This is a genomic window from Rhodococcus sp. 14-2483-1-2, assembly GCF_002259405.1.
Taxonomy (GTDB): Bacteria; Actinomycetota; Actinomycetes; order Mycobacteriales; family Mycobacteriaceae; genus Rhodococcoides.
Genome location: NZ_NPFW01000013.1, coordinates 82064 through 104602 on the forward strand (window position 1 = coordinate 82064; position 22539 = coordinate 104602).

At 63.0% G+C, this 22539-nt stretch carries 24 protein-coding genes; 13 read left to right on the forward strand and 11 right to left on the reverse strand.

Going from position 1 to position 22539, the window contains the following annotated elements; all coding sequences use genetic code 11:
* Positions 1 to 35: 35 nt before the first annotated feature.
* Complete coding sequence (locus CH295_RS11460) at positions 36 to 227, reverse strand: hypothetical protein (protein ID WP_252342003.1); 192 nt, start codon at positions 225 to 227, stop codon at positions 36 to 38.
* Between the two features lie 260 nt (positions 228 to 487).
* Between CH295_RS11460 and CH295_RS11465 the strand changes: the two genes are divergently transcribed.
* A complete protein-coding gene (locus CH295_RS11465) occupies positions 488 to 946 on the forward strand; it encodes a hypothetical protein (RefSeq protein WP_094740749.1) in 459 nt (152 codons plus the stop codon).
* A 416-nt stretch (positions 947 to 1362) separates the two neighbouring features.
* On the opposite strand, the gene CH295_RS11470 is transcribed toward CH295_RS11465, so the two are convergent.
* Positions 1363 to 2244: a hypothetical protein gene (locus tag CH295_RS11470; RefSeq protein ID WP_094740750.1), complete on the reverse strand. Its 882-nt coding sequence runs from the start codon at positions 2242 to 2244 to the stop codon at positions 1363 to 1365.
* Between the two features lie 62 nt (positions 2245 to 2306).
* On the opposite strand from CH295_RS11470, the gene CH295_RS11475 reads away from it, so the two are divergent.
* From CH295_RS11475 to CH295_RS11500, 6 genes are all read left to right on the forward strand, one after another.
* The gene (locus CH295_RS11475) at positions 2307 to 3341 is read left to right on the forward strand and encodes a hypothetical protein (RefSeq protein WP_094740751.1); all 1035 of its coding nucleotides are present in this window, start codon (positions 2307 to 2309) and stop codon (positions 3339 to 3341) included.
* On the forward strand, positions 3338 to 4471 hold the full coding sequence (locus tag CH295_RS11480; protein WP_141217004.1) for a hypothetical protein: 1134 nt from the start codon (positions 3338 to 3340) through the stop codon (positions 4469 to 4471). Before CH295_RS11475 ends, CH295_RS11480 begins: the two co-directional genes overlap by 4 nt.
* A gap of 28 nt (positions 4472 to 4499) precedes the next feature.
* Positions 4500 to 4976, forward strand: a complete 477-nt coding sequence (locus tag CH295_RS11485) for a hypothetical protein (protein WP_094740753.1) — start codon at positions 4500 to 4502, stop codon at positions 4974 to 4976.
* A 257-nt stretch (positions 4977 to 5233) separates the two neighbouring features.
* Positions 5234 to 5896, forward strand: coding sequence for a TraI DNA relaxase (locus tag CH295_RS11490; protein ID WP_094740754.1), 663 nt, complete (start codon positions 5234 to 5236; stop codon positions 5894 to 5896).
* Positions 5890 to 6216 (forward strand): hypothetical protein, encoded by a 327-nt coding sequence (locus CH295_RS11495; protein ID WP_094740755.1) that lies wholly within the window; start codon positions 5890 to 5892, stop codon positions 6214 to 6216. Before CH295_RS11490 ends, CH295_RS11495 begins: the two co-directional genes overlap by 7 nt.
* Before the next feature lie 30 nt (positions 6217 to 6246).
* Entirely contained in the window at positions 6247 to 6522 is a 276-nt protein-coding gene (locus tag CH295_RS11500) for a hypothetical protein (protein WP_141217005.1), read from the forward strand.
* 150 nt (positions 6523 to 6672) lie between these two features.
* On the opposite strand, the gene lpdA is transcribed toward CH295_RS11500, so the two are convergent.
* Genes lpdA through pdhA form a run of 4 tightly spaced genes read right to left on the reverse strand, consistent with a single transcriptional unit; the run spans position 6673 to position 11430 of the window.
* Positions 6673 to 8040, reverse strand: a complete 1368-nt coding sequence (gene lpdA, locus CH295_RS11505; protein WP_094740757.1) for a dihydrolipoyl dehydrogenase — start codon at positions 8038 to 8040, stop codon at positions 6673 to 6675.
* Positions 8037 to 9317: a dihydrolipoamide acetyltransferase family protein gene (locus tag CH295_RS11510; RefSeq protein ID WP_094740758.1), complete on the reverse strand. Its 1281-nt coding sequence runs from the start codon at positions 9315 to 9317 to the stop codon at positions 8037 to 8039. The genes lpdA and CH295_RS11510 overlap by 4 nt, the downstream gene beginning before the upstream one ends.
* Positions 9314 to 10318, reverse strand: a complete 1005-nt coding sequence (locus CH295_RS11515; protein ID WP_094740759.1) for an alpha-ketoacid dehydrogenase subunit beta — start codon at positions 10316 to 10318, stop codon at positions 9314 to 9316. The genes CH295_RS11510 and CH295_RS11515 overlap by 4 nt, the downstream gene beginning before the upstream one ends.
* Positions 10315 to 11430, reverse strand: a complete 1116-nt coding sequence (pdhA, locus tag CH295_RS11520; protein WP_094740760.1) for a pyruvate dehydrogenase (acetyl-transferring) E1 component subunit alpha — start codon at positions 11428 to 11430, stop codon at positions 10315 to 10317. Before pdhA ends, CH295_RS11515 begins: the two co-directional genes overlap by 4 nt.
* 158 nt (positions 11431 to 11588) lie before the next feature.
* On the opposite strand from pdhA, the gene CH295_RS11525 reads away from it, so the two are divergent.
* On the forward strand, positions 11589 to 12074 hold the full coding sequence (locus CH295_RS11525) for an Lrp/AsnC family transcriptional regulator (protein ID WP_094740761.1): 486 nt from the start codon (positions 11589 to 11591) through the stop codon (positions 12072 to 12074).
* 28 nt (positions 12075 to 12102) lie between these two features.
* Here CH295_RS11525 and hppD read toward each other — a convergent pair whose 3' ends face one another.
* A complete protein-coding gene (hppD, locus tag CH295_RS11530; protein ID WP_094740762.1) occupies positions 12103 to 13308 on the reverse strand; it encodes a 4-hydroxyphenylpyruvate dioxygenase in 1206 nt (401 codons plus the stop codon).
* A gap of 160 nt (positions 13309 to 13468) precedes the next feature.
* On the opposite strand from hppD, the gene CH295_RS11535 reads away from it, so the two are divergent.
* A complete protein-coding gene (locus tag CH295_RS11535) occupies positions 13469 to 13984 on the forward strand; it encodes an Lrp/AsnC family transcriptional regulator (protein ID WP_094740763.1) in 516 nt (171 codons plus the stop codon).
* A 32-nt stretch (positions 13985 to 14016) separates the two neighbouring features.
* Here CH295_RS11535 and CH295_RS11540 read toward each other — a convergent pair whose 3' ends face one another.
* Positions 14017 to 14700 carry an ABC transporter ATP-binding protein gene (locus CH295_RS11540; protein ID WP_094740764.1) on the reverse strand — a complete coding sequence of 228 codons (684 nt, stop codon included), beginning with the start codon at positions 14698 to 14700 and terminating at the stop codon, positions 14017 to 14019.
* The gene (locus tag CH295_RS11545) at positions 14697 to 15779 is read right to left on the reverse strand and encodes an ABC transporter permease (protein ID WP_094740765.1); all 1083 of its coding nucleotides are present in this window, start codon (positions 15777 to 15779) and stop codon (positions 14697 to 14699) included. Before CH295_RS11545 ends, CH295_RS11540 begins: the two co-directional genes overlap by 4 nt.
* A gap of 183 nt (positions 15780 to 15962) precedes the next feature.
* On the opposite strand from CH295_RS11545, the gene CH295_RS11550 reads away from it, so the two are divergent.
* Genes CH295_RS11550 through CH295_RS11565 form a run of 4 tightly spaced genes read left to right on the forward strand, consistent with a single transcriptional unit; the run spans position 15963 to position 19606 of the window.
* A complete protein-coding gene (locus CH295_RS11550; protein ID WP_170945871.1) occupies positions 15963 to 17144 on the forward strand; it encodes a sensor histidine kinase in 1182 nt (393 codons plus the stop codon).
* On the forward strand, positions 17141 to 17773 hold the full coding sequence (locus CH295_RS11555) for a response regulator (RefSeq protein ID WP_037187600.1): 633 nt from the start codon (positions 17141 to 17143) through the stop codon (positions 17771 to 17773). The genes CH295_RS11550 and CH295_RS11555 overlap by 4 nt, the downstream gene beginning before the upstream one ends.
* Complete coding sequence (locus CH295_RS11560; RefSeq protein WP_252342004.1) at positions 17760 to 18977, forward strand: sensor histidine kinase; 1218 nt, start codon at positions 17760 to 17762, stop codon at positions 18975 to 18977. Before CH295_RS11555 ends, CH295_RS11560 begins: the two co-directional genes overlap by 14 nt.
* Entirely contained in the window at positions 18974 to 19606 is a 633-nt protein-coding gene (locus CH295_RS11565) for a response regulator (RefSeq protein WP_094740766.1), read from the forward strand. Before CH295_RS11560 ends, CH295_RS11565 begins: the two co-directional genes overlap by 4 nt.
* A 30-nt stretch (positions 19607 to 19636) precedes the next feature.
* Here the strand turns inward: CH295_RS11565 and CH295_RS11570 are convergent, their stop codons facing one another.
* Complete coding sequence (locus CH295_RS11570) at positions 19637 to 21181, reverse strand: multicopper oxidase family protein (protein WP_094740980.1); 1545 nt, start codon at positions 21179 to 21181, stop codon at positions 19637 to 19639.
* A 174-nt stretch (positions 21182 to 21355) separates the two neighbouring features.
* Positions 21356 to 22522 (reverse strand): fumarylacetoacetase, encoded by a 1167-nt coding sequence (gene fahA / locus CH295_RS11575; protein WP_094740767.1) that lies wholly within the window; start codon positions 22520 to 22522, stop codon positions 21356 to 21358.
* Positions 22523 to 22539 lie beyond the last annotated feature (17 nt).

Sequence of the window (22539 nt, forward strand, 5' to 3'; positions counted from 1 at the left end):
TTTCGTCTCAGTAGCAATGGTCTCGTCGCGTCCAATTACCGAACAAGTAGAAGGACCAGCGGCACCACAATCAAGGCAATCAGTTCCAACGAGCCCAGAATCAATCCTGCGAGGGCGATCCCCGAACCGCGTTCGTGTTGACGGCCGCCGACCTCGACGTACCCGATCGCTCCGAACACGATCGCAACGGGAAATAAACCGACCAACGCCGCGAAGAGAGAGACCATCGCAGCGATGTTGGTGCGCTCGTCCCCGCATGAGTCAGGATCATCTTTGTAGTCCGAAATCATATCGCGGTTGTATCACCCCGCCATCTGCGCAGCGCCCCCGTCCAGCGCGCGGATACAGAATCGTCTCTGAACGCGCCACGACCGCGGCTCGGGGACGCGTCTCGTCCGACGATCGGGAAGAGCCTCCGTGAAGACACAGCCGTCGAGCTGCCGGCGGCCGCACACCGATCCCGCACAGAGCGTGGCAAGATCCCTCCATGCCTCTGGAAATCTTGAAGGCCTTGGCTCCCATCATCGCCGCTCTCATCGTCTCCGGGCTGGCGGTACGCACCGCCCGGAAGTCGCCGCACGAGAGACTCGATCAGCTCGTAAAGATTCGGAAAGAACTTCCGGCGGGAGTAAATACGACGCCAATAGACACCGCAATAGAGCGAGAGCTCAAGCGTTTGGAAAGTCATAATGGTGCACAGGAATCAGGGCAATGGAAGCTATTTATTGCACAGTTCCTGGACTGGGAGACAGCGAAGCTCATCATCTGCGCTTTCTCGGTTCTTTACTTAGGCTATTTTGTGTATTTTGGAATACTGGGACTAGCGTCCGATGGAGTCGAGATCGAAGTTCTGGATTCGGCCTCTTTTTATGCGCCAGGCGGTCCAGTGGCACTGTGGGCGCTGGTTTCGTGGATATATTCGCGGTCCGCAACCAAGAACGAGTAAGTCATCCGACCGAGTCCTGAGCATCTATCGCCCACTGCCGAAGCCAAGCAACGAGGATATCCTGGGACCGACCATGAAGCCACCGAGACTTGAAATACGCTATACTGGGATGTCGGGCTTTTATAGCTGACAGCGGTCACGCAGGCCCTCTCGCATTACGGGACTGCGCGTCTCGTAATTATCCGAAAGGCTCGGCAAGTCGTGCGGGACGCGCCGATACAAAAAATATGAAATTATCAATTGAATTTCGTGGATTCAAGCTCAACATTGCAGTTGCGGCCATCGTGCTCCTAGCACTTATCGCGCTCATCTAGTTGGGCTGCCCGTCAACCGCTACTGGTTGGCGGGTTTTCTAGTTTATCAAGGGTTCACAACCGGCCATCTGCGGCCCAACGCACACGCTGTCCTGTTTCGGCTCACGCTCCTGCAGCGGCCATCTCGTCGAGCGTCGTGCGTACTCCCTCCACAAGGAAGTCCAAAACAGTGCCGACTCCGATACCTGGCTCGTCGACAATCCCAGGAATCCGGGTTGTCTCCACGTATCCGATGGTCGGAACAGGCTTGAGCGAGACCGCTTGCCACCTAACCGATGGCTCCGGTTTCCTGACGATCACAGTTCCAGCGTGTGCCCCGTCTACCAGATCACTGGTGCCATGGGCATAACTGACGATTTCGACAGTGGGCGCGGAGTCATCGAAGGTCAGCTCATGCGGAACGTATGCGACGACTGAGACCTCCCGATGCTTGTCGACGTTCACAAGCCGGTTGAGAACCGAGAGTGGATGCTGCTGGGGATCCCTGTCGGGCAGAAAGCCGAAAGGCTGGCAATTCTTCACAGCGTCCAACATTTCAGGCGAACATAGGCCTTTCAGCGATCGCTCAGGCCCAGGGTTCTTGGATGTCCCCTTCCACAGCTCTGGCTCGGTCAGAACCGGAAACTGAAGCCTGCGTTCCTTCGACTCCGGCAGATTCGGCACTTGATTCCGAACGTGCCCGACAAGTGCGTGATCTAGCGCGGCCCGCAGGCTTCCCAGCACGTCCCCGAGGGCCAAGCCCCACCAGTCAGGCATTTGCGGATCGACCGCAGCGTAGAACCGCACAACTAGTAGCGATGGGTCGAAGACACTCTTAGTGGACGGTCCTTGTCGAAACTGTATTGGGTCCAACGCCCGATAGCTTTCGATGTCGCTCTTGAGCTCGTCGGCCCGCCGTTCTGCCCACTTCAACTTCTGGTACGCACTGTCCACCACATCAGTATCGTCGACAGGAATCACTGCTAGCTCAAGGAGCCCGACCACAACAACTTCTATATATGGCGGCTCCGATGTCCTGAAACGTAATTTCGAGGCAGACTGGCCTCATGGCCACTCCCGTCAGCGACTACGTCGCCCTGGCCGAGAGCCGCATCGTCGAGACACTGAACGAACACTTCGCCGTTGTTCCACCCGAGATCGAAAGCCGTATCGCCGAACGCTACTGGCAAGGGCACACCGGGAACATCGACCCGCACCACATCACGACCGCCCTGCGCAATCTCGGAAATGCCGACGTGATCGAGTGGTCTCGCGGCAACCCCACCCGTGGAGGTCGCAGCATCGACACCATCCAGCTCGCGGACCGACGACGTCGAGCTACGAGAATCGACAGAGCCGCGGCCCGCAAGCGCCTCGTCTACTCCCGGTACACCAGTTGGGCTCAGGGCACACAACGCTTCCCCCATGGCTTGATCGGACCAGCAGGCGAAGTCGCTGTGAGGTCTGCGCTGATCGCGTCAGGCGCACTACAGCCCGCCGCGCCCGGTGCTGGCGAAACTAAGAACCTGCTGGGCGTAACGCTGCCGGGAGCACTCGATAGCGCGGGGTTCATCGTCCCAGTCGTGAGTGGGTTGCCACAGACGCCCGTGACCACCATCTTCGAAGTCAAGAACATTCGTTCCTGGATATATCCCAGCTCGGCGGAGCTCTACCAACTGCTGGACAAGGGTGTGCTGCTTCAAAAACCCAACCCTGACCAGCTGATTCTACCGATAATGGTGTGCCGTCGCGCGCATTACACGACGTTCTGGATGGCGAAACAACTCGGCTTCTTCGTCATCGAGATGGGTCGACAGTTCGCCGGCGACGTGGAGGAAGACGCGTTACTCTCGGTCCGCAACGAACTGCACTTCAACGACCTGCACGCGGGCACAGGCCCATCGATCCGAGTGACCGACCGAATGCGAGACTCGATACCGAAGCAGGCGACCGCCGCTGCGGAAGTGTGGCGCACGACGACCGTTGATCTGGGATCCACGATCCAAGCGCTGCGCCGAGTGACGAAACATAAGGATCGGCAAATCGTGATGCAATCTCTACGCGAGCGGTCCCTCGATCGTAGTGACAGGGGTGGATGGTGACCGAGCCAGTACAAGCTTCACGAGTATTAAAGCTGTCCCGCCCAACCGTCTACCTGGATCAATGGATGTGGGTCGCGCTGGCGAAAGCAGAGAACGGGAAAGGCGACAGTAGAGAAATCAAGGCATTTGAGGCGGTCAAGAATGCCGCGGAGTCCGGAGTCGCATTCCCTCTGTCCTCTACGACCTACAGCGAAACCTTGTCCGGCGTAACCGACCCAAATCAACGGATGACACTCGCTCGGACAGTGGCATCAATCTCGTACATGCGGACACTGCGAGCGCCACAAGTGCTCGTCGAGCACCAATTTCGCACAGCCATGCACGCCCAGTTCGGACGCCCAACATTCCGACCTGCACCGATCGATGTCCTCGGCCACGGCGCTCACTGGGCATTTCGAGGTGAAGCAGGCGGATTCACGTTCTCTGCCCCGGAGGTCGAGACGCTGATCCCTCGGACCACCATGACCGAGGTCTATCAGTGGGCCGAATTTCGGCTGTTCGCAGGGCCTCGAGACGATCAAGTAGCTTCTCTCAGAGCGAATGGCTACAACCCCGAAGCAGCAGCCGCATCGATGTCCAGCCGAGTCGACTGGGAAAACCACCTGTATACGGCGTTAAAAAACGAGGGCATGGCTAAGCCCTCAGCGCCGGTGCTGCGATTTTTCGTACAAGCGAGAGAAGTACTGCACGAGCACAACCGGCTACTCTACGAACTGTTTCACGAATACAACATGTCGGTCGAGCGCACGTTCAGTGGGAAAGACGTTAAGACTGCGCGGCGAAAGCTCTCAAATTTCTCTGACGCAGTCCCTTCTCTCCGCATCGCGGCGGACCTCAAGACACACCTGTTCCGTCAACGAAAGCCATGGACTACGAACCCAATTCGAGACATAGACGCCCTCGCTCATGCAGTTCCCTACAGTGACGTCGTAGTCCCGGACCGGGAGATGATCAGCCTCCTAACTCGCTCCAAAACGGCCGAAGCATTCGGCACAACCATCGCGCATCTGGAAGATCTACCGAGTGCTCTTGGCCCGCTCGCCGCACGGGCTGAGCGACTTGGAGACGATCGGACAGGATGGGGAGGCAACACTTTCCGACTCGACCCGCCCCCAGGAGTGACGTTCTAGCACCCCGGCGCTGCGTACGCTCTTGCCCATGCCGAGCGATGAGGTCGACCCGCGCGAGAACCCGGAGTACGTGACTTTGTCGTCCGCAGCGAAAGAGTGCGGCGTCCGGATACAGGTTTTGCAGGAACTCGTTGCTGCGCGCGCACTGGTCGACGGAGTGGTGAGATCCCGCCGCGGACACATCTACATGCACGTTGCTCATGCTCCGAGCTGGACTCAGGTCGAGCACATGGTGCTCAAGCTCTACACCGACCAGCTCGCAATCGTCGACCGACGGGTGCGCACCCTCGAGACGGAGGTCGAAGCTATTCGTTTCGACGTCAACGAGGCCCAGCAAGATCTGGATGGCCCACTCGGGGACGACCTTCGCGGCGCATCGCTTTTCCATTCGTACGACCGCGAGAACGCGAAGACCCTGCATGGAGCGTTCGCCAAGCTCCAGGCCGACGTCATGAAGCTAGAAATGCTCAAACGGCACCTCACCGAGGTGCGCGAAGTCTACTAACGCTCCCCGAGCCAGACGGACGCGAAGGCTGCAGCAGACCCGCGTCATGCGTTATGGTGAGGTTGTTCGACCGTCGATGAGGGTCACGGTCTAGCGTCCATCCAGCAACAGCACTGCACCGCACCGCTTTCAGGTGTCGGTGTCTTCAAGCTGTGGGCTGGCCGACGCTCCCAGTGAAGGCCCTCCATGTCGATTCCTCACTCGCTCCCGCCGAGCCATTTTCCAGTCCCGTCCCTTGTCGACGGTGGTGACCGTCGATGACCACACGCTCTGTCTCGACCGCGGAGCTGCAGCGCCGCTCACAGATCGCTGCTGCCGCCTATGAACGCGGTCGCCGCGCCACCTTGGCTGCGGCTCGCCGCCGCAGCCTGGCCGATCGCGCGCACGTCCGCCGCGAGGAGATCCGTAGTCGGTCGCACTCGTACGAGCCGCGCAGTGACAGTCGAGCATTCGGGTTACTCGATTCCGACGTGTCGTTGGTGCGGGCCGCTGCATATCTCGCTGCGGCCGGTGTGGCGCACGAGCTGATCGCCGCGCAGACCTTCACCGATCCCGTGCAGCAGGAGTGGGCGGACGCCACCGTCGATCGCACGGCTGTGCACGAGGATGCGTGGCGGGAGCGGTTGGTCGACAACGGTATCGACGATGCGGTGCTCCGGCTGGGTCTGTCGCTGGACGTCCTGGAGTTGCCTGCCGAGCTCGATGGCCTCGATTTCGACGACATCGCCGAGCACACCCTCGACGTGTCCTCCACCTCTGCCGACGTGGAACCGCTCCGTCTGGCCGATCTCATGCTCGACACAGCGCGCCAGGACCGCTCGTCGGACTCGGTCGTCGACATCACCGACCGGGTCGCGCAGGTTATCGAGATCGACCGCGGCGTCGACACAGCGGTCGAGGGTGGTGTGGACGCATGGTGACGAAGAAGGCGACCTCGAAGGGTGCCGGAGCGTCCTCGTCGATGCTGCCGCTCATCGCAGTGCTGCTCGCGATCGCGCTCATCGCCGTGGCATACGGTTCGCTGTGGCTGGGGCACGCGTTCACCGACACCGGCCAGCAGATCCCCGGCAATCCGTTCGTTGCCCTGTTCTCCGTGGCCGGCGGGCAGCTCACTTGGCCGACCGTCTCGACATGGATCTTCGTGATCACGGTGATCATTGCCTCCGGTCTCACCGGGGTCGCCGCAGCGGCACGCGCGGCCGTAAGTGTCAAGAAAAACGATCTCGACGCCAAGGCCTAATTGATGGGTCCCTCGTCGAAGCTGGATGGAGTGACCGGCAAGCAGGCACTCGAACGAGGGAAGAAGCTGAGACCGGACCTCGTCGGCCGGGACACGCTGGACGACGCCGACATCGGGGTCATCGTAGGCCACACGGTCCAAGGCAACCAGAAAGTGTTCCTGTCGTGCGAGCACATGATGTTCGCCCTGGCCGGGCCTCGTATGGGTAACACCCGCGCGCTGGCAGTCATGCTCTGTGCACCGCACGCGCGGACACTCCAGACCTGGAGAGGTAGGCGTGATCAGCCGACGATTGGGCGCAGGTGACGGAACGTGTTATCGCTGTTGAGATCTCCGGCCAACTGCAAGTTGAGATTTCAGCCTGCCCGGCGGATCAGAAGCCCAAAGCGAAGCGGCGCCCGGAACTAGGTCTACAAGAACGAACCGGAACGGTGGCGCGACCCACTCGAAGCTCTTTCAGCTGTGCGTGTGCAGCGGCCGCCCCGACAAGGCCATCATTGCCTCGCCCAGTGCCTCGTTCTGAGTGGGGTGGGCATGGACGAAACTACCGACCTCCGACGGCAATGCCTCCCACGCGACCGCAAGTTGGGCCTCACCGATCAATTCACCCACACGGTCGCCGACGAGGTGGACGCCGACGACCGGACCGTCCTCGCGGGCACGGATGACTTTGACTCCACCGGCAGTGGACAGAATGCGACTCTTGCCGTTGCCGCCGAGGTCGTAGACCACCGACGTCACGGTGCCGTACTTCTGCTCCGCGGCCTTCTCGGTGAGACCGACCGACGCCACCTCGGGATGTGAATAGGTCACGCGCGGAACGAGATCGCCGTCGACACGCGCCGGCTCCAGGCCGGCGATGTGCTCGGCGACGAACATGCCGTGTTGAAATCCTCGGTGAGCCAACTGATAGCCCGCCACGATGTCGCCGACGGCATAGACGCCGTTTGTGGTGGTGAGCAGATTGTCGTCGACAGTGACGAAGCCGCGTTCGGTGGCGATGCCCTGCTCGGCCAGACCCAAGCCGTCGGTGCGAGGCCCACGACCGACGGACACCAGCACAAGATCGGCGGTGAGGCTGTCCCCGGACGACAATGACACAGAGACTGCGTCGGTGGACTCAGCGACGGACTCGACCTTGGTACCGGTACGAATGTCGATGCTGCGCTTGCGTAGTGCTTTGGTCAACTGCTTCGAGGACCACTCGTCTTCACCGGGAACGATGCGATCGAGGGCCTCGACGACGGTAACCTGAGCACCGAAAGAGGCCCAGATGCTGGCGAATTCGATCCCGATGACTCCGCCGCCCAGTACGACGACAGACTCCGGTACCCGGTCCAGCGACAGTGCGCTGTCACTGGTGAGCACACGTGGGCCCAGTTCGATACCGGGGATGGTGCGCGAATACGTCCCGGTCGCGAGGACCAGCGAAGACCCGGTAATGCGTCGACCGTCCACCTCGACGGTGCGAGGACCGACCACCTGACCACGGCCGGAGACGATCTCGATGTTCGGACGCTTCAGCAGGCCCTGCAGTCCGGAGTACAGGCCGGCGACCACGGTTCGCTGATAGTCCAGTGCCGCAGGCATATCTACGCCCGCGAACGATGCGGTGACGCCGACATGCGCCGAACCGCGGACCGCGTCGGCCACCTCGGCGGTGTGCAGCAGAGCCTTGGTGGGGATACATCCGCGGTGCAGGCACGTGCCGCCGAGCTTGTCCTCCTCGACCAGCGCGACCGTCAGGCCGAGTTGCTCAGCACGCAGCGCACACGAGTACCCACCCGATCCACCGCCGAGGATGAGAACGTCCACGTCGCTCATCGGACGGATCCCAATGCCACGACGGGGTTTTCGACGAAATCGGCCACCGTGCGCAGGAACCCACCTGCCACTCCGCCGTCGCACACGCGGTGATCGAATGCCAACGACAGCTGCGCCACCTTGCGGACGGCGAGTGCGCCGTCGACCACCCACGGGCGGTCGATGATGCGTCCGATCCCCAGAATCGCGGCCTCGGGGTGGTTGATAATCGCGGCCGAGCCGTCGACACCGAATACTCCGTAGTTGTTGAGCGTGAACGTTCCGCCGCTCAAGCGAGCTGCAGGGAGAGAACCGGTACGTGCCAGTTCGGTCAGCTCGGCCAACCGCTCGGCGAGTTCCTTCAGATCGGCCTTGTCGGCCTGCGGCACAACGGGAACCATCAGTCCGCGACTGGTCTGTGCTGCAATGCCGAGTCCGACGTTCTCGTAGCGCAGGATCTCGTCTGCTGCGGTGTCGACTGTGCTGTTGAGTTCGGGGAATTTCGCCAACGCGATCATCGTCAGCTTGGCGAGGACCGCCAGCAGTGTCACCTTCACTCCGTCGATGGAGGCGTCGAGGTCGCGTCGGGCCTGCAGCAGGGCCGTCGCGTCGACATCCACCCAGACGGTGGCCTCGGGAATCTCCGCGCGACTGCGAGAGAGTTTGTCTGCGATGGTCTTACGTATCCCGGTGATGGGAATTCGAGTCATGCCCTCCGGCGAGGAAGCAACGGCCGAACCGGCCAAGGCTCGCTCGACGTCCGCGCGGGTGATCACGCCGTGGCTGCCTTCTGCGTCGATACTGCCCAGATCGAGCCCACCCCGCAACGCCATGCTCCGAACGATGGGGGAGAGCACCTTCGGCGTTGAGATGTGCTGCGCAGTGGTGCGGTTAGGTGCCCCCTGGGGCGCTTTTTCACTCCACTGCGGCGCAGCCGCACTTCGCTTCCGACGGCCGGCCGGGCCGTGTCCCGTGCCGTAGCCGATGAGGACGTTCCCCGAACCGGCGCGTTCTTCTTCGCGGTAACGCTCGTGGGTCGCAGGCGTATCGGCGACGGCACCGCCGGTGATGCTGATGAGCGGGGCACCGACGGCGAGTGAGGTGCCCTCGGCCGCATGCAGTTCGCCGACAACACCCTCGAACGGGCAGGGCACCTCGACGGACGCTTTCGCGGTCTCTACTTCGACGACGACTTGATCGATGGTGACCGTATCGCCGGGCTTGACCTTCCACTGGACAATCTCGGCCTCGGTCAGTCCTTCGCCGAGGTCGGGGAGCAGGAATACCTGCATGCTCATACCGTGACCGCCTTGCTGAGGTCGGGCGCATCGTTCCACTGCAGTCGGTCCATGGCATCGAGCACACGGTCTGCGGACGGCAGGTGGAAGTGCTCGAGTTTCGGTGCAGGGTAGGGAATGTCGAGTCCGGTCACCCGCAGTACCGGAGCGTGCAAGTGATGGAAGCATCGCTCGGATACCCGTGAGGCGATCTCCGCGGCCACTCCAGAAAAGCCCTGTGCTTCCTGAATCACGATGCAGCGTCCGGTCTTGCGTACCGAGGCCGCGACGGTCTCGTCGTCGAACGGATTGAGCGATCGCAGATCGACGACCTCGACGCTTCGGCCGTCCTCCGCCGCAAACTCCGCGGCCTGCATGGCCACGGACACGGTGGGTCCGTAGGCGAGAAGCGTGACGTCGGTACCGGCACGGCGCACGACGGCCGTGCCGATCGGCTCGGTCTTGGTCAGCTCGATGTCGTCCTTGGAGAAGTACAGCCGCTTCGGTTCGAGAAAGATCACCGGATCGGGGTCGGCGATGGCATCACGCATCAGCGAGTACGCGTCGGCGACGGTGGACGGGGAGACGACCTTCAACCCGGAAGTGTGGGCGTAGTAGGCCTCGGATGAGTCGCAGTGATGCTCGACGCCGCCGATTCCTCCCGCGAACGGGATGCGAATGACCATCGGCGCGGTGAGTGATCCTCGAGTTCTGTTGCGCAGCTTCGCAACATGCGACACGATCTGCTCGAAAGCCGGGTAGGCAAAGGCGTCGAACTGCATCTCGACGACGGGCTTGTAGCCCGACATCGCCATCCCGATCGCGAATCCGACAATGCCCGACTCCGCGAGCGGGGTGTCGAAGCAGCGATCGTCACCGAAGTCTCGGGTCAGTCCGTCGGTGACGCGAAAGACGCCGCCGAGCGTGCCGACGTCCTCGCCGAAGACGACGACCTTCTCGTCCTCGGTCAACGCGTCGCGCAGTGCGGCGTTGAGGGCTCCGGCCATGGTCATCGTGGTCATGACAGTTCTCCTGCTGCGATTTCGGCAGCGACCTGATTGCGTTGTTCGGTCAGGCCGGGGGTGGGGGAGGAGTAGACGAACCGGAACAGATCCTCGGGGTCGACGTCCTGGTCGACGTTCATGCCCGCGCGAAGTGCCGCGGCGTCGGCGTCGGCCGATACCGTCATCTGCTCGCGCAGCTCGTCGGTGAGAAGACCCTGGGCCTCGAGGTAGGAATCGAGGCGCGAGAGTGGATCTCGGGCCAACCATCCCTCGACCTCGTCTGCCTTGCGGTAACGAGTGGCGTCGTCGGCGTTCGTGTGGGCATCCATGCGGTAGGTGTGCGCTTCGACGACCACCGGTCCCTTGCCTGCTCTGACGTACTTCACGGCCTCATCCATCACGGCCATCATCGCGATCGGGTCGTTGCCGTCCACCTGCTCGCTACCGATGCCGTAGCCGACTCCCTTGTGCGACAACGACGGAGCTGCAGTCTGACGCGCGAGCGGAACGCTGATGGCGAAGCCGTTGTTCTGCACCAGGAAGATCACCGGTGCGCGGAACACCGCGGCGAAGTTGAGGGCTTCGTGGAAGTCACCCTCACTGGTGGCTCCGTCGCCGCAGAACGCGAGGGCGATGGTGTCGCGACCCTGCTTGGCCTCGGCGTAGGCGAAACCGGTTGCATGCAGCAATTGTGTTGCCAGAGGGGTGCATTGGGGAGCGACCTTGTAGGCGGTCGGGTCGTAGCCGCAGTGCCAGTAGCCGGCGAGCATGCCGAGCAACTCCACCTGGTCGACGCCACGCGCCGCGAGAGCCATCGAGTCACGGTACGTCGGGAACATCCAATCCTGCTCACCCAGACACAGGGCGGCGGCGATCTGACACGCCTCCTGTCCGCGCGAGGACGGATAGACCGCGAGCCGGCCCTGCTTGGTCAATGCCGTTGCCTGCTGGTCGAATCGGCGACCGTGAACCATCGAGCGGTACATCTCGAGCAGGCGCTCGTTGGGCGGGTGTGCGTAGCGGGCGGCACTGTCCACGCCCGTCCCATCGGGTGCGAGATATTGCACGGGACGGTCGGCAGGCATGAACTGTTGGTAGGACGTTGCCGGAACCTTCTCGACGGTCGTCATGTCGCACTCTCCTGAAATCGGCTTGTACGGCGATTCTGGCCGAATCGGTGAGGAAGAAGTCTCATGGTCGTAGGATTGCAGACATATTGCTGACATTTCCGCCGCGAACTGACTATCTGTCGGATCGCCGCAACGAACCACCAGGTAGGAGCGGACGAATGGACGACGTCCCGAGACGTGTGGAATTGGACGACACGGATCGTCGCATCCTCGCCGAGCTGACCTCGGATGGACGGGTTTCGATGCGGGTGCTGGCCGATCGGTTGAATCTCTCTCGTGCACATACCTATACGCGCGTCGACCGACTGAAGGATTCCGGTGTCATCGAGCGATTCACCGTTCAGGTCGATCACGGGGCGTCCGGGCTAGGGACCTCCGCGTTCATCGCGTTGTCCATCCGTCAGGATTCGTGGCGCAGTGTGTCCGAGGGGTTGCGGTCGATGGAGTTCGTAGACCACTTCAGTTTGCTCGGTGGCGATTTCGACGTGCTGGTACTCATCAGGACTCCCAACAACGAGAGTTTGCGGCAAGTGGTGCTGGAGGGCCTGCAGTCGCTCGACGGCGTCCGGGCGACGCGCACGTGGTTGATCTTCGACGAGGACCGAGGTGGTCTGGGACGAACTGCGCCGCCCACCGAACGCTGACAGTGGGCGGCGTCGAACAGATCTCGAGTCAGAAGTTGCCGCGAGCGTCCTGCTCACGTTCGATGGCCTCGAACAGTGCCTTGAAGTTGCCGATGCCGAAGCCGAGCGAGCCGTGGCGTTCGATGAGCTCGAAGAACACCGTCGGGCGATCGACCAGCGGCTTGGTGAAGATCTGCAGCAGGTAGCCGTCCTCGTCTCGGTCGACCAGAATCCCGCGCTTCTGCAACTCTTCGATCGGCACCCGGACGTTACCGATACGGGCTCGCAGTGCGGGATCCTCGTAGTACGAATCAGGAGTGGCGAGAAATTCGACGCCCGCCGCGCGGAGCGCATCGACCGAGGACAGGATGTCGTTGGTCGCCAGCGCCAGATGCTGTGCACCCGGGCCGCGGTAGAAATCCAGGTACTCGTCGATCTGTGAGCGCTTCTTGGCAATGGCCGGCTCGTTCAGCGGGAACTTCACTCGGTGGTTGCCGTTGGAGACGACCTTGCTCATCAAGGCCGAGTAATCGGTGGCGATGTCGGCCCCGACGAACTCGGCCATGTTCGTGAAACCCATGACGCGATGGTAGAAGTCGACCCACTCGTCCATCTTGCCGAGCTCGACATTGCCGACCACGTGATCGAGAGCCTGGAAGATGCGTTTGGGAGCGCCTTCCGGTCGCTGCAACGTCGACGTGCGTGGCGCATAGCCGGGGAGGTAGGTACCGGTATAGCGGGAGCGGTCCACCAACGTGTGCCGGGTGTCGCCGTAGGTCGCGATGGCCGCGGTGCGGACTGTGCCGTGCTCGTCGGAGATGTCGGTCGGCTCTTGCAGTACTCGCGCGCCCTGGGCCCGCGCATGCTCGATGCATCGGTCCACATCCGGGACGGCCAGCGAGATGTCGATGACGCCGTCGCCGTGGCGCGTATGGTGTGCCACCAGTTCGCTGTCGGGGTCGACGGCTCCCTTGATGACGAAACGCACTGCGCCCGACTTGAGTACGTAGGCGTGGTGGTCACGTTGGCCGGTCGTCGGGCCCGAGTACGCAACGAGCTCCATGCCGAACGCGGACTGGAAGAAGTGCGCGGTTTGCGTCGCGTTGCCGACGACCCACACGATGGCGTCCCAGCCGCTGACCGGAAAGGGATCTTTCTTGTCGTCGTACTCGACCAGGCCGACGAGCTGTCGAAGCTGATCGGCGTCGAGATCGGCCAGTCTTTCGTCGTCGTTGAGAATGCTGTCGAGGCTCATGAAGTCTCCCGTTGGATCCGAGTGAGGGCGAACTGTTCCGATCAGCCCAACATTGAGGTGTGGGGGTGTCAATCGACAGTCTTCTGCCTATATGTGATGTACAGATAGAGCAGTGAAAGGGGGAAGTTGCTATACGATTCGTATAGCAAACGGGAGGTGCATGGTGGAATACGCTTTGGACGAGTTGGACCGAGCGATGCTCGCTGCGCTGTATGACAATTCGAGAATCGGCGTGCTCGAGCTGTCGCGAACGCTCGGTGTTGCACGTGCGACGGTGTCGGCCCGTCTGCAGCGCCTGGAGGACAGCGGCGTCATCACCGGTTATCAGCCGAGGATCGGTTTGGCCGCAGCAGGTTACGGGGTGCAGGCGTTCGTCACGTTGGAAATCGCCCAAGGCGCACTCGGCGACGTCATCGCAGTTCTGGAGCAGATACCCGGCGTGCTGGAGGCCTTCGCGACCACAGGTTCGGGAGATGTGCTGTGCCGGGTCGCGGCTGCCTCACATGACGATCTGCAGCGAACTCTGATCGTACTCAACCAATCTCGCACGATTGCGCGGTCGACCAGTGTGGTCGTGCTGTCGGAACTGGTCGAGTTTCGAGCGATGCCGTTGCTGAACACGGCAGAACCCGATCGAGCGCCGAAGGCCCCTGCCTACCGGCCCACTCGTGAGTGAGGTTGGCGGGCAGGGTCCTTCGGCTCGCCACTTCAATTGGACGGAGCGTCGGCGAGTAGCCGCCCATCCACGATTTCGACTACTTCGTCCATGTCGGACAGATGTGCGCGGTCATGGGTGACCACAACGGTCGCGGTGCCGTTGGTACGGGTCAAGGTGGCGATCAAATCGAGAATCGCTGCTCCTCGCTCGTGATCGAGTGCGCTTGTGGGTTCGTCGACCAGCAGTACTGCAGGGTTGCTCATCAAGGCTCGGGCGATATTGACCCGCTGTCGTTGCCCACCGGAGAGTTGATGCGGCCTCTTGTGCGCGTGCTCGCCGAGGCCGACAGCGTCGAGGAGCGTGAGTGCGGATATTTCGGCACCGCGGGGGGAATGACCACCGAGGTGGGCGATGACCTGGAGTTGCTCCACGGCGGTCAACGACGGCAAGAGATTAGGCTGTTGAAATACAGTCCCGATCTTGTTGCGTCGCAAAGTCGTCAACTCTTTGCGGGTCATGTCGGCAGTGGGTGTTCCGTCGATCACGACACGACCGCTGTCAGGGGTGATCAGTGTGGCCGCCACAGCGAGCAAGCTGGACTTGCCGGAGCCGGACGGGCCGATGACGCCGGTCATCGTGCCCTTCTCGACGTGCAGATCGACGCCGTCCAACGCAGTGAGCCGGGCGTCGCCGTCGGGGTAGGTGAGAGTGATACCGGTCAGATGCAGGCTCATCGTGCGCTCCCGAGTGCAGTGAGGGGGTCAACGGACGTTATTCGATTGATGGACAGAGCCGCGCCGACTGCGCCGAGGGCGACGATGATCAGCGCGGGTAGCACCACGGTGCCGGGGTCCAGGACGAACGGCACAGTGCCGCCGACGAGTGCGCCCACTCCTGCAGCCAAACCCGTCCCGACGACGGTGCCGGCGGTCAGCACCACGACGGCCTGACCGAGAGCATCTCGGAGCAGGTATGCGGTAGATGCTCCGAGAGCCTTGAGAACTGCGATGTCCCCACTGCGTTGGATGGTCCACACGGTGAAGAACGCCCCGATGACAAGTGCGGAGATCGCGAACAGGAACGCGCGCATCAGTTGCAGCGAACCGTTTTCCGAGCTGTAGGAGCCGACGGCGGACTTGGCGTCCGCGGTGGGCACCGTGTGTGTTCCGATCCGTTCGTCGGCCGCAGCGAGGTCGACATCGGTGTCGGTACTCAATCCGACCACGGTCGCGCGCAGTGGGCCTGCGGGGGCTCCACCGGACAATGTCTGCCAGGCCCCCAAATCCATGAAGATCACCGGGGTGTGGCTGTAGGAGGCGTCGCCGTCGACAGCAGCGACCGTCAGCCGCTGTCCACCGAGCACGAAGTCCTCGCCGATTCCGACGTCCAGTTCCTCTGCGGCCGACGTGGACAGCACTGCGCTGCCGGTGCGGATCAGGTCCGATTTCGGTGCCAGAGTCGAGCCCGGCTGCACGCCGAACGCAGAGATCGAGGCGCTGCGTGAACCGGCCTCGGCTTTGGTGGTCGTGATGCCGAGCGGTTCCGCTCGCTGCACCCCATCCACTGCTGCCCACTGCTGCCAGGTGGATTCGGTGACGGTGCTGTCGGTGAACGACACCGAGTTGCGTTCCGTCGGTGCCGAGAACGTCAGATGGTCAGCCGGCAGATCGGTGACCGCCGATGTGCTTTCTCTGCCCAAGCCCGCAGTGAGTCCGGACAACAGACCGACCAACATCGTGATCAGGACGATGACGGTTCCCATCAGGGCGAACCGCCCCTTGGCGAATCGTAGGTCTCTCCAGGCGACGAACACGTTTTCTGCCTTTCTCTGCGGACGACCGAATCAGGTATCCGGCAACTGTGTTCAACTCTCGCCCCAGCCTGGGCTCGCTTGCATCGACCGGGAGAGTGCAGTTCGCGAGTCGGAAGGATCACCGTCCGCTACACCTTTTGGCCGATGTCGGTCGGGTGCGAACCGCATAACCTGGACGTCGTTATGGATCCGTCGTCGCTCACCCCTGTCATGCGCATCCTGCGCGGGTGCTTACATCTGATGCTGGCGGCACTGCTCACGCTGTCGGTAGTACGTGCGGTCCAGGAGCGCGTACCGCACCTGACTGCGGTCATCGTGCTCGCGATCGCCCTGGGCGTGGTGTACGCGGTGGGGGCTACCTGGCCGAGAGTGCGTCACTCCGGTGCAACTGCCGCGGGATGGCTACTGGCGGTCGGGATGGTGTGGACGGCATTGCTCGTGGTGAGCCCCGAAGCCGTCTACCTCGCGTTCCCGTTGTTCTTTCTTCAGCTCCATCTTCTGCCGACGACGTGGGGCCTGACGGCGGTTGTGTGGACCACCCTCACGGCGATCGCTGGATTCTGCTGGCATCGAGGAGGTTTCGAGGTCGGGGCAGTAGTCGGGCCCTCGCTCGGTGCCGCAGTCGCGATCGCGGTCGTTCTCGGCTACGAAGCGCTCTACCGCGAGAGCGAACAGCGGCGCACGCTCATCGAGGAGCTGACCGCCGCGCGCGGAGAGCTGGCAGCAGCGGAGCACGAAGCCGGGGTTCTCGCCGAACGTGAACGGCTGGCCCGTGAAATCCACGACACCCTGGCTCAGGGGCTGTCGAGTATCCACTTGCTGCTCCGCGCGGCCGAACGTCTACTCCCCGAACGGCCGGACGAGGCGAACAGGCATGTTGTACACGCCCGAGAAACGGCGTCGAGCAACCTCGAGGAGGCTCGACGCTTCGTTCGTGCGCTGACCCCGCCGGATCTCGAGAACGGCTCGCTGCCTTCGGCGTTGGAACGATTGTGTGCTGGCACGTCTGCAGCTGCAGGGCTACCGGTCGACTGGCAGCTGTCCGGTCTACCGATACCCCTCCATACAGCACACGAGGTCGCTCTGCTGCGCATCGCTCAGTCCGCTCTGGCGAACGCCACGCAGCACGCCGACGCGACCCGGGTGACAGTAACTCTGAGCTTCATGGACACCGAGGTGGCGCTCGATGTCGTCGACGACGGTGTCGGCTTCGATCCCGACACCATCAGCGCTGGGGATCGCGGATTCGGACTACCGGGGATGAGGTCACGTGCTCGCTCGCTGCAGGGCACCCTGGTGGTGGAGTCGAGACCGGGCCAGGGCACTGCCGTCGCCGTCACTGTGCCGTTGGAGGTGCGAACATGATCCGTCTTCTGATGGCCGACGACCATCCGATAGTGCGCGCAGGGTTGCGTGCGGTACTCGAGACCGAGTCGGACTTCGTGATCATCGCCGAGGCGACGACGGCCGAGCAGGCGATCGAACTCTCCGCCGAACTCGAGATCGACGTGGTTCTGATGGACCTGCAGTTCGGGCCCGGTATGCACGGCGTCGACGCTATTGCCGCCATTGCCGCCTCTCCCGGCGCACCGCACGTACTGGTACTGACGACCTACGACACCGACGCCGACATCCTCGCCGCTATCGAAGCCGGCGCGGTGGGCTACTTGCTCAAAGACGCACCGCCTGATGATCTTTGTGCAGCTGTGCGCACTGCAGCAGCGGGAGGGTCGGCGCTCGCGCCCGCGGTCGCATCTCGACTGATGGACCGGATGCGGACACCCGGCAGCACATTGACATTGCGTGAGATCGAAGTACTGCAATTGGTGGCAGACGGCCACTCGAACGTGCAGGTCAGTCAAAGGCTGTTCCTGAGCCAGGCGACCGTCAAGTCCCATCTGGCCCATATCTACACGAAGTTGGGCGTGGATTCACGAACCTCTGCCGTGGCAGCTGCAGCGTCCAAGGGGTTGATCCGGCATGGGCAACATTGAGTTCGGCTCGTCCTCGCCGACCGAAGGGGTGATCGAGATGTCCCCGCGCCGCAACTTGCTGCCGTTCGTGCGCTGGGTGCCGTTGGCTTTGGTGCCGTTGCTGCTGCTGGCCAGCAACTTTCCTGACCAGTACCAGGTGCCGCTCTGGTACTGGTCAGCGGCGCTGGCCGCTGCGGTGGTCTTTCTGTTGGGCGGCCGGTGGCCGCTACCGGTCTCGCTCGCGCTGTCAGCGCTGGCGGTGCCGATGTTTCTCGCTCACGCGTGGGGATTGTCGGAGCTGGTTCCCTATCTCGGCGCGGCCGGTCTGGCCGAGGTGGCGATGCGTTCGACACGATCCGCGCCGGTGGTCGTGGCCAGCGTGTGGTGGACGGTCGCGGTTCTGTGGGGGATTGCCGCCGGTGAGTCCTCGACCTTCTGGCGTCCTGCCACTGCGGTCGAAACTCTTGCCGTTGTCGGCTTGCCGTTGTTGTTCGGGCTGTATTTGCGGGCTCAGCGCCGCTTGGCCGCCACGTATCGGGCGCGAGCCGCCGACGCCGACATGCGAAGGCTGGAGGATTCGGCGCGGGCCCGCCTGGCCGAGCGCGCCGCGTTGGCCCGGGAGTTGCACGATCTGGTGGCCCATCACATGGCATCGATCGTGTTGCGGATCGGTGTCGCACAGCATGTCGTGGCCGAGGCCGACCCGCGCGTTCGAAGTGTGCTCGACGACGTCCACGCCACCGCGTCGGGTGCGCTGGACGACATCCGCAGACTTCTCGTAGCGCTTCGGGATCCCTCGCCCGGGGAGGTCGCGTCGGTGGAGGCCGATGCTGTGTCCACCGAGATCGCTGCAGCAATCGAGCGCACCCGCACCACGGGGATCACCGTCGACGCAGAGGTGGATACCGACCTCGGCGAGCTGGACACGATCGGAAGGCTCACCCTGCTCCGGGTCGTCCAGGAGTCGTTGACCAATGTCATGAAGCACGCGGATCCTGATCAACCCGTGACTGTCTCGGTCGTCCGCGAGCACGACGGCGTGATCGCGTCCGTAGTCAGCCGTCTCGACGACCCTGCCGGGCCCGTCGACCCTGCCGGGCACGGATTGACCGGCATGGCCGAGCGTGTCGCGCTCGCCGGGGGCACGCTCGCGGTCGGCGCCGAGGACGGGAGCTGGTCCGTCCGTGCCGGACTCACCTTCTCCGATTCGGAGCGTGGACGATGATCCGCCTACTCATCGTCGACGACCAGCGCCTGGTCCGGGCCGGGCTGCGGATGCTCTGTGAGTCGACCGAGGATATCGATGTCGTCGGCGAAGGTGCCAACGGTGCGGAGGCGATTCGTCTGACCGCCGAAATGTCACCGGATGTCATCCTGATGGATCTGAGGATGCCGGGCCTCGACGGAATCGAGGCCACCAGATATATCCTGGGTTCCGGCTCGGCACCGAAGGTGCTGGTGCTCACCACTTTCGACGACGACGACCACCTCTACCCGGCTCTTGCGGCCGGAGCAGCAGGATTTCTCGTCAAGGACACCGAACCGGCCGAACTGTTGGACGCCATCCGTCGCGTCGCCGACGGCGAACTCCCGTTCTCCCCATATCTGTTGCGAAGGCTCGTGAACCGGGCAGTCGAGGAGGGGCGTGCTGTCGAGCGCACCGAGAACGTCGAGCTGAGCCCGCGGGAGATCGAGGTTCTCAGGCTTGTCAGTGAGGGCTTGGGAAATCAGGAGATCGCGGACTGTCTGCATCTGGGGGTCTCGACGGTCAAGACACACGTGGCGAATCTGATGGCAAAGACCGAGTGCAACAACAGAGTTCGGCTGGCGGTGTGGGCCTACCGGCGCAGTTGACGTCGACAGTGCACGATCGGTCGACGGCGCTCAATGGCCGCCGTGCTGCATGGGTGTGTCTGCAGGCATCTGCATCGGGGTCGCAGTCTGGTTCGGTCCGAGGACCAGGAATTGGCCCATCATGCCCTGATCCTCGTGCCTCATCAGATGGCAGTGGAACATGTACGAAAACGTCGGGTCCGTGTACTCGGTGAACCGCAGTATCAACCGGATCGTGGTGCCGGGAGGAACGTAGACAGTGTCCTTCCACCCCGCCAGCGCAGGCAGAGGATTTGCACCGTTGATGTCGAGGAGCTGAAACTGGACATCGTGCACGTGGAAGTTGTGCGGCCAGTTGTCCGCGTTGTGGATCGTCCACACCTCGGTGGTGTCGACGGCCGAGGTGAAATCGACGCGATTCATGTCCATCTGCTCGCCGTTGATCATGAACCACTGCAGTTCGAATCTACGCTCGGCGACCGCGGTGGCCGGTTCGAGGCGGGGGATGTCGGCGAGCACAGCCGGCAACGCCCGGGATCGTTCGGGGTTGGGGACCGGTCGGAGCTCGAGCACGTCGAAGGAATCGGTCAGTCCGTAGTCGGATGCGATGTCGCGGTCGATTTCTGGCTGGTCGTCGAACGGAAACGCGCGCAGCATCATCGGAGAACTACCGCCCGCCGCCACGACGATCTCGACTCGTTCTCCGGGGCTGAGTGTGATGCGGCTCAGCGGGAGCGGCTCGCTGAGCAGTCCACCGTCGCTGGCCACCATCGTGAAATCGCGGTCGTCGGCGAATCCGAGGTTGTACATTCGCCCTCCGGAACCGTTGAGGATTCGCAGTCGCACCAGTTCGGTGCTCAGCTGCAAGTGCGCGCCGGCGATTCCATTCGTGATGATCGTGTCGCCGAGGAGGCCTGCATCGGTCGGGTCGGACTCGTCGAGAGCACCGTCTGCAGTGAACCGGCGATCCTGGATGATCAATGGGAAGTCATCCACACCATAAGTTTTCGGCAGATCGAGAGAGTCGGCGTCCTCGTCGTCGACCAGGAAGATACCGGCCAGTCCCCGGTACGCATGTTTCTCGGTGGCACCGTGCGGGTGGGGGTGGTACCACAGCGTCGCCGCCGGCTGGTTCACAGTCCACGTCGGCTCCCAGCGTCCACCCGGTGTGATCGTCTGGTGGGGTCCGCCGTCGTATCGCGCCGGGACGTGCACACCGTGCCAGTGCACGGTGGTGTCCTCCGGCAGGGCGTTGTCGATGGTGAACGCGACGGTTTCGCCGCGCCGGGTCCGGATGGTCGGCCCCAGGATCGAACCGTCGAAACCCCATGTCGGGGTCTGCACACCCGGCAACATCTCGGTGCTGCCGGCCTGTGCGGTGAGCGTGAAGTGGCGGACACCGGCGGCGTCGACGGTGGAGTCCGCCAGGGGCGGCACCGGTAGTGGCCGGCGGCCGCCATCGGACGTCGCGGCCTCGACACCGGACGGAGCGGACCCCGGAGTAGACCTACTCGCAGCGCATCCCGCCGACAGCGCGATCGGCGCAGACGCCAACCCCACCAACAAGGTTCGTCGGCTCAACGTATTTCGGACCATGACGTTCACTGCACTCCCGGGTTTCTTGCGGTGTTCGATTACCTCGCGACACAAGCAAGTTTCCGGGGTTCGGCAGTCGCGGGCATCCGCCCGAGGGCCACGGCTGGTGGAGAAGAAATCCACCGCGGGGGCCTACCGCTACTTCAGAATCTGTGGTAATTCCCTCGACTCCTGTCAGGCAGACACGATCCGACCTCGAACATCACCGAATCCGATACGGGCACCGTTCTCCCCTGGAGCACTCGCAGCGATGACGACCTCGTCGCCGTCTTCGAGGAAGGTGCGAGTCTCCGCGCCGAGTGACACCGGTTCTTTTCCGCCCCAGGTCAGTTCGATGAATGCGCCGCGTTGATTCTTCTCCGGTCCCGAGATGGTGCCCGACGCGAATAGGTCACCGGTTCGGCTGCGTGCGCCGTTGACGGTCTCGTGCGCGAGCATCTGAGCCGGCGACCAGTACATCGCACTGTACGGTGGACGGGATACGACCTGACCGTTCCACGAGACCGTCAGGTCGATATCGAGAGCCCAGGAATGGGATTCGCGGAGGTACTCGAGCGGCTCGGGGTCTTGCACCGGCGTCGAGGTTCGCGCGTGCTCCAATGCGAGCAAGGGCACCACCCAGGGCGAGATGGACGTCGCGAAACTCTTACCGAGGTTGGGCCCGAGTGGCACGTACTCCCAGGCCTGAATGTCGCGAGCCGACCAGTCGTTGACGATGACTGCACCGAACACGTGCTCGGAGAACCGATCCGGCGAGATGGGACCGTCGGACGGTACGCCGACGACGAAGCCCATCTCGGCTTCGATGTCCAGTCGCCGACTCGGCCCGAAGGTGGGCGACGCCTCGTCGGGTGCCTTGCGTTGTCCGGAAGGCCTCTTGATGTCGGTGCCGGAGACGACAACCGTGCCTGCCCGACCGTGATACGCGACGGGTAGGTGCTTCCAATTCGGTAGCAGCGGTTCGGCATCGGGCCGGAAGAGCCGGCCGAGATTGGACGCGTGATGCTCGGAGGCGTAGAAGTCGACGTAGTCGGCCACCTCGAAGGGGAGATGCATCGTGACATCGGAAACGGGCACGATTGCTTCCGCGGGGGTCGTGCCACCGGTGAGCATGTCGGTGACGGACGAGCGGACCTCGACCCACCGATTGCGTCCGCGAGCCATGAACGCATTGAGGCTCGGCGAAGAAAATTCCGCATCTCCCAGAGCTACGGATAGATCGATGACGTTGTCGCCGTAGCGGACTCCGACACGAGCGTCCGTGCCCGGAGTGCTGACAATGCCGTACGGAAGGTTGTCGATTCCGAACTCGGAATCGGCGGGGATGTCGATGTGCGTCATGAGCGGCGCTCCTGATG